Origin of the sequence: Stenotrophomonas mexicanensis, from assembly GCF_032911605.1 — a bacterium.
Taxonomy (GTDB): Bacteria; Pseudomonadota; Gammaproteobacteria; order Xanthomonadales; family Xanthomonadaceae; genus Stenotrophomonas; species Stenotrophomonas maltophilia_A.
Genome location: NZ_JAWJTG010000032.1, coordinates 1 through 13,173, shown reverse-complemented (window position 1 = coordinate 13,173; position 13,173 = coordinate 1). Strand labels below are relative to the sequence as shown.

Here is a 13,173-nt window from a genome sequence, read left to right as displayed (position 1 = left end):
TGATGGACCATTCCGATCACTGGACTACGATTCCCACCCTGCGCGGCCAGCACGTGACACTGCAGCCGCTGCAGCCCGAGCATGTGCCTGGCCTGCGCGCCGCCGTGGAGGGCAGCGGCCTGGACCAGCTCTGGTACACCCAGGTGCCTTCGCCGGAGCGGGTCGAGCACTATGTGCAGGCCGCGCTGCAGGCACAGGCAGAAGGCAAGGTGCTGCCGTTCGTGATCCTCGATGCGGCGGGTGACATCGTGGGTACCACCCGCTTCTACGACCTGGATGCCGGCGTGCCCAAGCTCAGCCTGGGCTACACCTGGTATGCACCGCGCGTGCAGCGTACTGGCGTCAACACCGAAACCAAGCTGTTGCTGCTGCAGCACGCCTTCGAAACCATGGGCTGCATCAGCCTGGTGCTGGAAACCAGCTGGTTCAACTTCACCTCGCGCACCGCCATCGCCCGCCTCGGCGCCAAGCAGGACGGCGTGCTGCGCAACCACAAGCGGCACGCCGACGGCACGCCGCGCGACACCGTCATCTTCTCCATCATCGATACGGAATGGCAGGGCGTGAAGCGCCACCTGCAGTACCGCCTGGACAGCCACGCATGAACGATTCGACTTTCACCCTGGGCATCGTCGGCGCCCGTGGCCATACCGGCGCCGAGCTGATCAAGCTGGTGGCCGCACACCCGCGGCTGAAGCTGGCCTTCGTGTCCTCGCGCGAACGCGCCGGGCAGCGCCTGTCCGACCACCATCCGGAATTCCAGGGCGAGCTGCAGTACGAGAACCTGGACGCCGACGCGGTGGCCGCCAAGGGAGTGGACGCGGTGATCCTGGCCCTGCCCAACGGCCTGGCCGCACCGTTCGTGGCCGCACTGGAAGCGGCGAAGCCGGACACCGTCATCGTCGACCTGTCGGCCGACTACCGCTTCGACAACAGCTGGTACTACGGCCTGCCGGAGCTGACCCGCGGCCGCTACAACGGCCAGAAGCACATCAGCAACCCGGGCTGCTATGCCACGGCGATGCAGCTGGCAGTGCATCCGCTGCTGGACCTGCTGGCCGGCCCGCCGCAGTGCTTCGGTGTGTCCGGCTATTCCGGCGCCGGCACCACGCCGTCGGACAAGAACAACGTCGAACTGCTCGCCGACAACCTGATGCCGTATGCGCTGACCAACCACGTGCACGAGCGTGAAGTGTCGGTCCAGCTGGGCGTTGCGGTTGAATTCATGCCGCATGTCGCGCCGCATTTCCGGGGCATCACGCTCACCGCCAACCTGTGGCTGAACCGCGTGCAGACCCGCGAACAGATCGTCGAGCGCTTCCAGCAGGCCTATGCGGGCGAACCGCTGATCGAGGTAGTGGATGAAGCGCCGTGGGTCAGCCGCATCGCCGGCCGCCACGGTGCGCAGGTCGGTGGCTTCACCCTGGCCCCGGGCGGCAAGCGGGTGGTGGTGGTGGCGACCCTGGACAACCTGCTCAAGGGCGCGGCCACCCAGGCCATGCAGAACCTCAACCTCGCGCTGGGCATCGACGAACTGACGTCGATCCCGCACTGAACACGTATTCCGGAGCCCCCATGGCAGACCTTCTTTGGCAGAAGCCCGGCGTCGCCGTCGACGCCCAGATCCAGACCTTCCTCGCCGGCGATGACGTGATCCTCGATCGCGAATTCTTCCTGCACGACATCGCCGCCAGCGCCGCGCATGCACAGGGCCTGCAGCACATCGGCATCCTCAGCGCCGATGAGCTGGCGGGCCTGCTGCGCGAGCTCGACGTGCTGGCGCAGGACTTCCGTGAAGGCCGCTTCGTGCTGGACACGCAGTACGAAGATGGTCACTCGGCGATCGAAGCGCGCCTGACCGAACGCCTTGGCGATGCCGGCCGCAAGATCCACACCGGCCGCAGCCGCAATGACCAGATCCTGGTTGCCACCCGCCTGTGGCTGAAGGAGAAGCTGCTGCGTGTGGCCCAGCTCAGCGCCGAGGTTGCCAAGGTCGCGCTGGACCGTGCGCAGGCCGAGAAGGATCTGCCGATCCCCGGCTACACCCACATCCAGCGTGCCGTGGTGTCCTCGGCCGGCATGTGGTGGGCCGGCTGGGCCGAGGCCTTCATCGACAACGCCATCCGCGCGCGCGACACCCATGCGCTGGTCGACGCCAATCCGCTTGGCACGGCTGCCGGCTACGGTGTGAACCTGCCGCTGGACCGTGAGCACACCACGGCCGCGCTCGGTTTCGCCCGCATGCAGATCTCGCCGATCTACGCGCAGCTGTCGCGCGGCAAGTTCGAACTGGCCGCGCTGGAAGCGCTGGGCGGCGCCACGCTGGACCTGCGCCGCATTGCCTGGGACCTGTCGCTGTTCACCAGCGCCGAGTTCGGCTTCGTCGCGCTGCCGGCGCAGTACACCACCGGCAGTTCGATCATGCCCAACAAGCGCAATCCGGACGTGATCGAGCTGATGCGCGCGACCCACGCCAGCGTCGCCGCCGCGCGTACCGAGATCGAGCAGCTGCTGTCGCTGCCGTCGGGCTATCACCGCGACCTGCAGTCGTCCAAGGGCGCCATCTTCCACGGCTTCGGTCGCGGCCTGTCGGCGCTGGAACTGCTGCCGGCGCTGCTGGCCAACCTGGAATGGCGCGACGACAAGGTTCGCGCGGCAATCGACTCGGGCATGTACGCCACCGATGTGGCGGTGGAAGCGGCCGTGGCCGGTGTGCCGTTCCGCGAGGCCTACAAGGCTGCTGCCGCCGGTGCCGACAGCGCAGGGCAGGGGCGTACCCCGGAAGGCAGCCTGGCCGCACGCGTATCGCCGGGTTCGGCCGCCGACCTGCGCCTGGACGAACTGCACGCGCGCTGGCAGGCGCTGTCCTGATGGCCGGCACCGTCTACCTGGTGCTGGCCATGCGCCGGCCCGATTTCACCGCTGCCGCCGTGCAGCCGCACCGTGACTTTCTCGATGCGTTGCAGGCACAGGGCAAGCTGCAGCTGACCGGCGGTTTTGCCGATGGCAGCGGTGGCGCCTATGTGCTGTGCAACGTGGACAGCCTGGCGCAGGCGCAGGCCATCGTCGCCACCGATCCGCTGGTGACGATGCAGGCCTCCGCGCTGACCGTGCACGAATGGAACACCCGCTGAGAGCCTGACCGATGATCCAGCACGCTGCCCACGTCGCCTCGCCGTTCCCCGAACAAGCGCTGCCGCCGTGGCGGCGTGCAGTGCTGAAGGTCGGCAGCAGCCTGCTGGCGGCCGATGGGGGCGGCCTGTCGCCACGCCACGCGCTGGGCCTGGCCCAGTTTGTTTCCGCCAACGTCCTGGCCGGGCGCGAGGTGGTGATCGTCTCCTCCGGTGCGGTTGCGGCGGGGCGCGCGATCCTGCCGCGGGCCGATGAACCCGGTGCGGCGATGGCGGCGCGGCAGGCCCTGGCCGCGCTCGGCCAGGCCCAGCTGATCGGGCTCTGGCAGCGCTTCTTCGAGCGCCCGGTGGCGCAGGTGCTGCTGACCCACGACGACCTGCGCAACCGCCGCCGCTACCTCAATGCACGGGCCACCCTCAACGAGCTGCTGCGGCTGGGCGCGCTGCCGGTGGTCAACGAGAACGACACGGTATCGGTGGACGAACTCAAGCTCGGCGACAACGACAATCTGGCCGCAACGGTGGCGGCGCTGGTAGATGCCGATGCGCTGTTCATCGCCACCGACATCGATGGCCTGTACAGCGCCGATCCGCGCACGGTGACCGATGCACGGCCGATGCATGACGTGCCGGAACTGAGCGACGGGGTGCTGGCAATGGCAGGCGGTGCGGGCTCGCGTGCCGGTACCGGCGGCATGCGCACCAAGCTGGAAGCGGCGGCCAAGGCCGGTCGTCTCGGCATCGAGACCTATCTGTTCAATGGCCGCAGCAGTGACGTGGTGCGCGCACTGGCGCAGGACCGCCTGTTCGGCACCCGCATCCACGCCGCGCGCAGCCGTGAGGCCGCACGCAAGCACTGGCTGCGGCACGCGCCGCTGGCCGAGGGCGCGATCATCGTCGATGCGGGCGCGGCGCAGGCCATGCGTGAGAAAGGCGCTTCGTTGCTGCCCGGTGGCATCACCGGTGCGGAGGGCGCGTTCCGGCGTGGCGATATGGTGCAGGTGTGCTGGAATGCACCACAGGGCCGTGTCTGCGTTGCGCGCGGGGTCAGTCAGTATGCGGCCGACGATGTACGCCGCATCGCCGGTCGCCACACCCGCGATATCCAGGCCATGCTCGGCTACAACTACGGTGGCGCTGTCGTCCACCGCGACGATCTGGTGCTGCCATGACCCGTTTGAAGGACACCCCAATGAGCGAAATCGAAGCGCAGGCGCGTGCCTGTCGTGATGCGGCCCAGGTGGTTGCCGGCCTCGACAGTGAGGCCCGCCGCACGCTGCTGCTGGCGATGGCACAGGCGCTGGAAGTGAATGCCGGGCTGATCCTGGCCGGTAATGCACGTGACCTCGCCGCCGCGCGCGACAAGGGCGTTGGCAGTGCCATGCTCGACCGCCTGGCGCTGGACCCGCCGCGCCTGTTTGCGATGGCCGAAGCCGTGCGTGAGGTCGCTGCGCTTCCCGATCCGGTTGGCCAGGTCACCCGCGACGATGTTCGCCCGAACGGCATCCGTGTGCAGAAGGTGCGCGTGCCGCTGGGCGTGATCGCGATGATCTACGAGGCACGTCCGAACGTGACTGCCGAAGCCGCGGCGCTGTGCCTGAAGGCCGGCAATGGTGTGGTCCTGCGTGGCGGCTCCGAAGCGATCCATTCCAACACCGCCATCGCCCAGGCACTGGCCGGTGCATTGACCGCCCATGGTGTGCCTCCGGCGGCGGTGACCGTGCTGACCGACCTGCGTCGCGAAGCGATGCTGGAACTGCTGCAGCTGCATGAGCTGATCGATCTGGCCATTCCGCGCGGTGGCGAAGGCCTGATCCGCTTCGTTGCCGAACATGCGCGGGTGCCGGTGATCAAGCATTACAAGGGCGTGTGCCATCTGTTCGTGGATGCCAGCGCCGACCTCGGCAAGGCCATTGACCTGCTGGTGGATGGCAAGTGCAGCCGCCCTGCAGCCTGCAACTCGCTGGAAACGCTGCTGGTGCATCGTGCCGTGGCCGATACGTTCCTGCCGCGCGTGGCACAGGCACTTGGCGAGCGCGGCGTGCAGCTGCGCGCCGATGCGCTGGCGCAGCCGCTGCTGCCGGGCAGTACGCTGGCCACCGAAGACGACTACGCCGCCGAGTTCCTTGATCTGGTGCTGGCGGTGTGCGTGGTTGAAGACCTCGACGCGGCCATCGCGCACATCCGTGCCTACACCTCCGACCATACCGAAGTGATCGCCACCGAAGACGCCGGCCATGCCGAGCGCTTCGTCACTGCGCTGCGCTCGGCGGTGGTGATGGTCAATGCGTCCTCGCGTTTCTCCGACGGCGGCCAGCTGGGCCTGGGCAGCGAGATCGGCATCTCCACCACGCGCCTGCACGCGTACGGCCCGATGGGGCTGGAGGCACTCACCGTCGAACGATTTGTCGTGCGCGGTGAAGGGCAGACCCGCAAGTAGATCCACGCCATGCGTGGATGCTCTTCGCGGTAGCCCCCGGTGCCGACCAAGGTCGGCACCCACCAGAGAGAACGCCGACCAAGGTCGGCATCTACCAAAGCAAGTGCCGACCAGGGTCGGCACCCAGGGCAATCGAGTTACACAACCTCGCGGCGGATGCCGATCGGCCGCGCGTGATCGTCCATGTGCAGCGTGGCGGCCTTGCAGCCCAGCAGGCGCTCGGCCAGCCCGGTGCTGGCCCCCAGGTCGGCGGCCACTTCGTTGAGGCTGGCCAGCGGCCGCGGCAGGCGCCGGTCGTGGCCGCGGAAGCGCGCGCGGTTGTACTCGGCCCAGCCGATCAGCAGTACGCTGGCGCACAGCAGCATCAGCGGCAACGCCACCAGCACATAGGGGTCGAACTGGCTTTGCCGTTCGTACAGCTGCTGCCAGGCCAGCTGGCCGCCGACCAGCCACGACACCAGGGTGACCAGTGGGGCCCACAGGTAGAAGTAGAACCCCCAGAACGCCAGGGTGACGAAGCCCCAGGCGGTGCGTTGGAAGCGTGGTTGGCGATGCGGCTTGCGGATCATCCGCGAGTCGAAGCGGTTGGACGGGCGTTGTGCGTTCATCGGATCCCCCGATCGGGACTGGTCCAGGTGGCGCGCTTGCTGCGTCGGCGCAGCAGGGTCTTCGGCAGTGCCACCAGGGTGGTGGAAAGGCTGATCAGCCAGTACGCCATCGGGTACCAGATGACCCAGAAGTAGTTGCGTCCAATCTGTGTTTCGTAACGACGGTCGATGATCAGGCTGCTGGCGAACTGCAGCAGGCAGACCAGGGCCAGGATCACGCCATGCCACTCCGGCAGCAGGCTGGCGATATGCAGTTGCGGGGGCAGTTCGATGAACTTGCCCAGCGCCCACAGCACCACGATGAACAACATGGTGTAGGCCCAGATCACGCTGAGCACGTACTCCAGCAGTACGCCCCACATGCGCCGCTCCTTCCAGTGCAGCAGCGAGCGGGCGTGGCGCAGCATCACCTCCACGCCGCCCTGGGCCCAGCGCAGCCGCTGCCGCCACAGTCCCTTCAGGGTTTCCGGCATCAGGATGAAGCATAGTGCGTTGGGTTCGTAGCGGATGTCCCAGTGCGCGCGCTGCAGGCGCCAGCTGATGTCGATGTCTTCGGTCACCATGTCATCGGACCACCAGCCGACCTGGTGCAGGGCGGTGCGGCGGAAGCCGGCGATCACGCCGGAGATGGTGAAGATGCGCCCGTACACCCGCTGCGCGCGCTTGATCATGCCGATGATCGAGGAGAACTCGGCCACCTGCAGGCGTCCGAGCAGGGTGGAGCGGTTGCGGATGCGCGGGTTGCCGGTGACCGCGCCGACCCGGTTGCCGCTGACCAGGTGCCAGATCATCCAGTGCAGCGCGTGTTCTTCCAGCATCGCGTCGCCGTCGATGCACACCAGGTATTCCGAGCATGCGGCGAGCGCCCCCATGCGCAGCGCATTGGCCTTGCCGAGGTTGCGGTCCAGGTGCAGCACGCGCAGCCGTGGGTGCTTTGCCGCCAGGGCGTCCAGCCGCGCACCCGTGTCGTCGCTGCTGCCGTCGTCGATGGCGATCACCTCATAGTCGGCCGGGTAGCGCTGGGCCAGCGCCGCGCCGAGTGTGTCGTCGAGGTTTGCCGACTCGTTGTGGCAGGGAATCAGGAGGCTCGCGAACGGTGGATCGACCATCAGCGGCGGGTCGTTGCGTGGGCGCGAATGGCGCTCGCGCCGGAAGTAGTAATACAGGCCGCCCGACATCCAGAAGAATGCCATCACCATCGGGTAGTAGAAGGCGAACTGGAACAGGACCTGCAGCAACGGATGCATGTCCATGTCACTTCTCCGGGTACGGGAAGTTGCCGGCGGACATTGCCGCGCGGGCATCGCGGGTGGAGGGCTGGTCGGCGATGAAGTCGTCCGGGTACCAGGCGAAGTGGTGCACGCCCTGCGCCTGCAGCTGGCGGATCTGCGCGCGCAGGCGCTCGGCGGGAATCGGTTGCCCGCTGCGCCAATCGACGGTCTGCAGTTCGAACAGGGTGTGCTGCAGCTGTGGGTCATGTGCACGCACCGCGGCCAGCAGCTGGTCGAGCCAGCGCTCCGGATGCTTGCTGCCTTCCATCCACGGCATCGCCATCAGTGCGGTCTGGTCGTAGGCCTTGTTGAACAGGTCCAGGCGCTGCGCGAACCAGGCTTCGCTCTGCGGGCGCAGCACCGGCTCCGCGTACAGGTTGCGCACCGTGGCCAGCTTCGGCCGCCAGCGCTGCGCGCTGTTGCGCAGCGCCAGGGTGAAGTCGATCAACGCCTGCGTGCGTGCGCTGCCCCCATCGCCGGCCGCCAGCGTGGGCAGCTCGGAATCGCGCAGGTACCCATCGTCATGGAACAGCAGGCCCTCGAAGTAGGAGTTGACCGCCAGATCCTCGTAGAGGTCGAGCATGACCTGGCGCGCCTGGGGATTGGTGAAGTCCAGCCGGTACATGCCATCGGCATCGCCGTTGCGGATCGCCAGCGCCTTGCGCTGCACCGGGTTGGGCAGCTCGAAGCCGAGTACCGGCAGCCATGCGTAGACCTTCACCCCCGCACGCGATTTCAGCTGCCAGGCGACGCGACTGAACAGGTCCGCGCGCATCGGCAGGTGGCGGTTGGGGAAGTACAGTGCATCGGCGGTGTTGTTGCCGTCCGGATCGGCGAACGCCTGCAGGTAGACGTGCGTCGGTGCGATGCGCTTGACCCGCTCGATCAGTGCATCCAGATTGCGCGCCTGCTGTGCGGGCTCGGGGTCGTAGACATCATCCAGGTCGATCTGCAGGGCACGGATGCCATCGAGTGCGACGTCGCGGCGCAGCTCGTAGGCCAGTCCTTCCACGGTCGGGTTGTCGCTGACCAGGAAGCGCGCCAGGCCATGCAGGTCGCTGGCCACCGGCGTGCTGCGGCCCTCCAGATCGAAGGACACCGGCATGCCCAGCTGCTCGGCGATGTCGTTGCTCAACTGGTTGTAGGCCGCGTATGGCCAGACGATGGCGCGCGGGCGCACGCCCAGATGCTGCTCGATGCGTTGCACGCTGCGCGAGAGATCGGCGCGCAGGCGTTGCGCGTACTGCGCCTCGCTCTCATAGCTGCGCGTGGCGGGGTTGTAAACGCGGGTCACGACAGCCGGGGTGGAGTTCCCCTGTGGGTTGGCGAGCACCCCGTGGTGCAGGTCGTCGGTATGGCTGGCCACTTCGATCAGGCCGCTGTCGTGCATCTGCTTCAGCTGTGCCCAGGTGATGAAGTCGTCGCGGCCGAACGGCCGGTAGCCATAGTCGATGGTGCGGCCAGGTGCCATGTCCACGTAGTCGGTGATCACCGCCACCAGCGCCGGATAGCGGTAAGCCTGCAGCAACGGGAAGGCCTTGTCGTAGACGCTGCGCAGGCCGTCATCGAAGGTCAGCAGTACCGGTTTCGGTGGCAGCGTGGCGCGTCCCCGGGAGGCGTCGATCACCTGCGACAGCGACACCGGGTGGTAACCGTGTGCCCCCAGCCAGTCCAGATGGGCGGCGAAGTTCTGCGTGCTCACCGCATAGGTATCGGCATCCCCCTTGGCTGCGACCTGGTCGCGGATGTCGTGGTAGCTGAGGATCAGCAGGCCGTTGTCGATCGCATCGAGATGCAGGGCCTGCTGCGCGAAGGCCGGCGGCGCAGCCGACAGCAGCAGGAGCACGATCAGGCGCAGGATGCGGGTCATGTCAGTCTCCCCAGCGCAGTGCGGCTTCGAAGCCGATATGACGCTCGCGGTGGCCGTCGTAGACCGGCCGCGACCAGCGCACGCCATACTCGAACACGCGGCCCTGGCCGATCTGCCACTCGTGCATGTAGGACACCGACGGCACCAGTGCACTGCCGAAGCCGTCCTGCCAGTAGTCGCCCAGCGAGACCGTCAGCCGGTGCCGGAAATGGCGCTCATAGTGCCGCCACAGCTGCTGGTCGATGCGCAGGCCGATCTCGACCATGCGGTCACGACTGGGGTTGAAGTAGGGTGCATCGTCGCGGCTGCCCCGGCTGGTATAGGCACTGGCGAGGCCATCGATCAGCCACCGTGGGCGTGTCAGCAGCCGCTGCTCGACGCTGGTGCTGAACAGTTCGCGATGGTTGCCATCGTCGTAGCGGAAGCGGCTGGCGCCGAACATCCAGTGCGTGCGTTCGCTGCGCCGGTAGTCGACCTGCGCGCTGACGCTGTCGGCAGTGATGCCGGCCACGCGCCCCTGCATTGATGCATCCGGATCATTGCGTGCGGCGGTCAGTCCGGCATGCCAGTAGTCGTTGAACTGCCAGCCCGCGCCGACGCGCAGGCCGGTATCACCGATGTGGTCGTTGGCGCGCAGCACTGCAGCTTCCGCATCCAGACGGCCGAATCGGTAGCGTACGCCCGCGCCCAGCCACAGCGGGTCGATGCGCCGGTCCTGGAAATCGACCGAGCGCCGGTCGGCGAAGGCGAACAGCCGCCAGCGATCGTCGAGTACGGGTGTCTGGACTTCCATGCCATAGCGGCGGTCGTCGTTGCCCAGTGGCGAGGTGCCACCACCACCGGAACTGCGTCCGATGTCGGTCCATGCCTTCAGCTGCCAGCCGCGGTGCGCGCGCCAGGCCTGGTCCATGCGTTCGACGGCGGGCTGGGTGGGGTAGCGCGCGACCAGATCGTCGTGCAGCGGTCGCGCCAGGTCATCGCGCTGCAGGGCGACGTAGGCTTCCTGCATGCCCAGCCGTGGCTCGATGTCGCGCGGGTCCAGCGCATGCGCCATCTGTTGCCGTTGCAGCGCCCTGCGTGGCCAGCCGCGCATCATGTACACGCTGCCCAGCGCGCTCTGCAGGCCGCCGTTGCCCGGTGCGATGTCGACCATCGATTCCAGATCGCGCTGCGCGGTGGGCAGGTCACCGCTGTAGGCGCGCACCATCGCCAGGTTGAGGTCGGCTTCGTAGCGCGACCAGTTTGGATACGGCGACTTGCCGTTGCTCCAGCGCCAGGCAGGTTCCTTGTCGCGCCACGCCTGCAGCAGGTCGACGGCCTTTTCCTGCTGCTCGCTTTCCAGGTAGGCGTAAGCCAGTTCCGAATGCGAGGCGTCGCGCGTCGGATCGCCTGCGACGGCCGCCTGCAGCACCGGAATGGCTTCTTCCGGATGCAGCGTGCCCATCAGCGAATCGCCGACCGCAGGCAGAACATAGTCGGGCAGGGCATGGCCTTCAGCCTGCAGTGCGCGGGCTTCCTCTCGCACCTGCGCATGGCGGCCCAGCCGGTTGAGCAGGATCAGCCGGTCCATGCGGATGCGCAATGGCGCCTGCACAGGTGGGGTGCCTTCGCTGCCCAGATAGCGCTGCATGCGCGCCAGGGTCGATTCGGCTTCTTCCAGCCGGCTGTCTTCGCTGCTGCTGTAGGCCAGGCTCCAGACCACCAGCTTGGCCAGGTAGTCGCCTTCGATGCGTTGCTTCTGAGCAGCGTCGAACAGTTGCGGGCGCTGCTGGTACAGCTCCCAGGCGCGCCAGGCATTGCCGATGTCGCCCAGGGTCAGGACGCGCAGCTTGAACAGCAGGTCGTCGTTGGGCTGCTGCTGGCTGGCGCGCTCGATCGCGCCGAGCGCATCCAGCCAACGGGCCTGGTCGCGGTAGCGGCCGATCTCGGCCAGGGCCGCCTCGCGGTCAGGCGGGGCAGCGCTGCTGGCCCAGGCCAGGGCGGTACAGGCAAGGCCGACGCAGAGTGCCAGCCGGCGGTGGACAACCATTGGGGACCCCCTTGGCTTCCGAACCAGACAACCTGAAAAATGTGACGCACATCACATGCCAGATTTTGGGATGGCCGTGGCCTGCGTCACTCCCCTCGCGAACTCCCATCCAACAGGGATGGGCGAAACCAGGACAGCGACCTGCAATGTCTTGTCTGAAACGAGAGTCCCCCGCACACCGAGTGGTGGCCTGGGCGGCGCTGCCGCCCCCATGCCCGATGCCGGCACGCGGCAAGGATGGGCATTCGTGGGCACTATCCGCCCGGAATTGTCAGCCCGGCGTCAAAATGCGCAGACGGGCTGACGAGCGGTAGGTGGGGCCGGTTGCGAGGCCCCACGTGGCTTACCAGAGGTCTTCCAGCTTGCGCGGCTTGCAGGCCACCCAGGAGGCGCACAGCATCAGGGTGGCGCAGCCGAACAGGAAGCTGAATGGGATCGTCCAGCCGTCGCTGACGGTGTGCAGCCAGCCGACCAGGAACGGCCCCAGGCAGCTGAAGCTGTAGCCCACGCCCTGCATGAACCCGGACAGCGCGGCCGAGCCGGTGGGGGTGCGGGTGCGCAGGTTGATCAGGGTCAGCGCCAGCGGGAAGGTGGACGGACCGACGCCGAGCAGGCAGGCCCACAGCAGCGGCGCCTTCATCGGGGCCACAAGCAGGCCGGTGAAGGCGATCACGAACGAGAAGAAACCGATCAGCACCAGCGGGAACGGGTTCTGCAGGCGCACCGCCATCGACGGAATGACCAGCGACGGCAGCAGGCCCAGTGCCGAGAACACGGCGACCATCACGCCGCCGAACGCGGGCGTGCCACCGGCCTCGACCACGATGCGCGGCAGCCAGGTGAACATCGAATAGGTCATCAGCGAGGTCATGCCGAACATGAGCGTCATGCTCCAGCCCAGCGACGTGCGCCAGACCTTGCCGTGCGGCTGTGCGGTGGGATCGGTGGCGTCGGCCTGCGGCTTCGGTGCGCGCCTGGCCAGCAGCAGCCACGGCAGGGCGGCGGCCAGCGCCAGCAGCGCCCACATGCCCAGCGACACGCGCCAGCCCGCAGCATTCGCCACCGGCACTGCCAGCAGCGCCGGCAGCATCGTGCCCAGCTGCAGCACGCTGATGTACAGCGTGCTCATGGTGCCAACCTTGTTGGCGAAATAGCGCTTCACCAGCGGCGGCACCACCACGTTGCCGATGCCCATGCCGGCCAGTGCAACCACCGAACCGAGCAGCAGCGTGCCGACGTTGCCGGCGCTGGAACGCAGCAGCAGGCCGGCCATCGCCATCACCATCGCCAGCAGCGTGGTGCGTTCCAGGCCCAGGCGACGCGCCAATGCCGGCGTGGCCACGCCGAACAGCGCGAACGAGGCGGTCGGCAGCATGCCCAGCACGCCGGTCATGGTGGTGCCGAAGCCGAACTGCTGGCCGAGCACGTCCAGCAGCGGGGTGATCGAGGTGACCGCAGTGCGCAGGTTGACCGCTGCCAGCAGGATCGCGGCAAACGCGAGGACACGACCGTGCAGCAGCGACGGCGAATCGGAAGGGGAGGAACTCATCGGTGGTCCTTGCAGGTGTCGCACGCCGCAGCAACGGCATGCAGCGCCGGCATCGGTCTACGCCGAAGCGGCAGGTGGGGGTGGGGGCTGCAGGAGGGCCGGCAGCGCGGCCATTGTACGTGCGCTGCGCGGCAAGGTCCCGTCATGCGGGCGGCCTGGCGCTTGATACAAAAAAACCCGGAGGACAGTGATGTCTTCCAGGCTTCTTGGTGACCACCGAAGTGGTCGGGGAGACAGGATTCGAACCTGCGACCTCTACGTCCCGAACGTAGCGC

11 protein-coding genes are annotated in these 13,173 nt (G+C 67.6%); 6 read left to right on the top strand and 5 right to left on the bottom strand.

Translation table 11 applies throughout. The features are described from left to right. The first annotated feature begins 2 nt into the window (after positions 1-2). Genes R1L06_RS14165 through R1L06_RS14140 form a run of 6 tightly spaced genes read left to right on the top strand, consistent with a single transcriptional unit; the run spans position 3 to position 5,571 of the window. Complete coding sequence (locus R1L06_RS14165; protein ID WP_049401159.1) at positions 3-605, top strand: GNAT family N-acetyltransferase; 603 nt, start codon at positions 3-5, stop codon at positions 603-605. Beyond that, positions 602-1,555: an N-acetyl-gamma-glutamyl-phosphate reductase gene (argC, locus tag R1L06_RS14160; RefSeq protein ID WP_032129402.1), complete on the top strand. Its 954-nt coding sequence runs from the start codon at positions 602-604 to the stop codon at positions 1,553-1,555. The genes R1L06_RS14165 and argC overlap by 4 nt, the downstream gene beginning before the upstream one ends. A gap of 20 nt (positions 1,556-1,575) precedes the next feature. Then, positions 1,576-2,871: an argininosuccinate lyase gene (argH, locus tag R1L06_RS14155; RefSeq protein ID WP_317218028.1), complete on the top strand. Its 1,296-nt coding sequence runs from the start codon at positions 1,576-1,578 to the stop codon at positions 2,869-2,871. Continuing rightward, positions 2,871-3,134 carry a YciI family protein gene (locus R1L06_RS14150; RefSeq protein ID WP_317218027.1) on the top strand — a complete coding sequence of 88 codons (264 nt, stop codon included), beginning with the start codon at positions 2,871-2,873 and terminating at the stop codon, positions 3,132-3,134. Before argH ends, R1L06_RS14150 begins: the two co-directional genes overlap by 1 nt. Positions 3,135-3,145: 11 nt before the next feature. Continuing rightward, the gene (gene proB, locus R1L06_RS14145; RefSeq protein ID WP_317218026.1) at positions 3,146-4,303 is read left to right on the top strand and encodes a glutamate 5-kinase; all 1,158 of its coding nucleotides are present in this window, start codon (positions 3,146-3,148) and stop codon (positions 4,301-4,303) included. Beyond that, positions 4,300-5,571, top strand: a complete 1,272-nt coding sequence (locus tag R1L06_RS14140) for a glutamate-5-semialdehyde dehydrogenase (RefSeq protein ID WP_317218025.1) — start codon at positions 4,300-4,302, stop codon at positions 5,569-5,571. The genes proB and R1L06_RS14140 overlap by 4 nt, the downstream gene beginning before the upstream one ends. Positions 5,572-5,708: 137 nt before the next feature. Here R1L06_RS14140 and pgaD read toward each other — a convergent pair whose 3' ends face one another. The 5 genes from pgaD to R1L06_RS14115 form a co-directional block, all read right to left on the bottom strand. Then, the gene (gene pgaD, locus R1L06_RS14135; RefSeq protein WP_032129407.1) at positions 5,709-6,179 is read right to left on the bottom strand and encodes a poly-beta-1,6-N-acetyl-D-glucosamine biosynthesis protein PgaD; all 471 of its coding nucleotides are present in this window, start codon (positions 6,177-6,179) and stop codon (positions 5,709-5,711) included. Then, positions 6,176-7,432, bottom strand: a complete 1,257-nt coding sequence (pgaC, locus tag R1L06_RS14130; RefSeq protein ID WP_317218024.1) for a poly-beta-1,6-N-acetyl-D-glucosamine synthase — start codon at positions 7,430-7,432, stop codon at positions 6,176-6,178. The genes pgaD and pgaC overlap by 4 nt, the downstream gene beginning before the upstream one ends. A 1-nt stretch (position 7,433) precedes the next feature. Then, positions 7,434-9,320 carry a poly-beta-1,6-N-acetyl-D-glucosamine N-deacetylase PgaB gene (pgaB, locus tag R1L06_RS14125; protein WP_317218023.1) on the bottom strand — a complete coding sequence of 629 codons (1,887 nt, stop codon included), beginning with the start codon at positions 9,318-9,320 and terminating at the stop codon, positions 7,434-7,436. Between the two features lies 1 nt (position 9,321). Next, the gene (pgaA, locus tag R1L06_RS14120; protein WP_317218022.1) at positions 9,322-11,349 is read right to left on the bottom strand and encodes a poly-beta-1,6 N-acetyl-D-glucosamine export porin PgaA; all 2,028 of its coding nucleotides are present in this window, start codon (positions 11,347-11,349) and stop codon (positions 9,322-9,324) included. Between the two features lie 343 nt (positions 11,350-11,692). Beyond that, the gene (locus R1L06_RS14115) at positions 11,693-12,898 is read right to left on the bottom strand and encodes a CynX/NimT family MFS transporter (protein ID WP_032129410.1); all 1,206 of its coding nucleotides are present in this window, start codon (positions 12,896-12,898) and stop codon (positions 11,693-11,695) included. Positions 12,899-13,173 lie beyond the last annotated feature (275 nt).

Excerpts from the sequence above, each read along its gene's own strand:
- R1L06_RS14165 (WP_049401159.1), top strand. The coding sequence starts at position 3 with ATGGACCATTCCGATCACTGGACTACGATTCCCACCCTGCGCGGCCAG.
- argC (WP_032129402.1), top strand. The coding sequence starts at position 602 with ATGAACGATTCGACTTTCACCCTGGGCATCGTCGGCGCCCGTGGCCAT.
- argH (WP_317218028.1), top strand. The coding sequence starts at position 1,576 with ATGGCAGACCTTCTTTGGCAGAAGCCCGGCGTCGCCGTCGACGCCCAG.
- R1L06_RS14150 (WP_317218027.1), top strand. The coding sequence starts at position 2,871 with ATGGCCGGCACCGTCTACCTGGTGCTGGCCATGCGCCGGCCCGATTTC.
- proB (WP_317218026.1), top strand. The coding sequence starts at position 3,146 with ATGATCCAGCACGCTGCCCACGTCGCCTCGCCGTTCCCCGAACAAGCG.
- R1L06_RS14140 (WP_317218025.1), top strand. The coding sequence starts at position 4,300 with ATGACCCGTTTGAAGGACACCCCAATGAGCGAAATCGAAGCGCAGGCG.
- pgaD (WP_032129407.1), bottom strand. The coding sequence starts at position 6,179 with ATGAACGCACAACGCCCGTCCAACCGCTTCGACTCGCGGATGATCCGC.
- pgaC (WP_317218024.1), bottom strand. The coding sequence starts at position 7,432 with ATGGACATGCATCCGTTGCTGCAGGTCCTGTTCCAGTTCGCCTTCTAC.
- pgaB (WP_317218023.1), bottom strand. The coding sequence starts at position 9,320 with ATGACCCGCATCCTGCGCCTGATCGTGCTCCTGCTGCTGTCGGCTGCG.
- pgaA (WP_317218022.1), bottom strand. The coding sequence starts at position 11,349 with ATGGTTGTCCACCGCCGGCTGGCACTCTGCGTCGGCCTTGCCTGTACC.
- R1L06_RS14115 (WP_032129410.1), bottom strand. The coding sequence starts at position 12,898 with ATGAGTTCCTCCCCTTCCGATTCGCCGTCGCTGCTGCACGGTCGTGTC.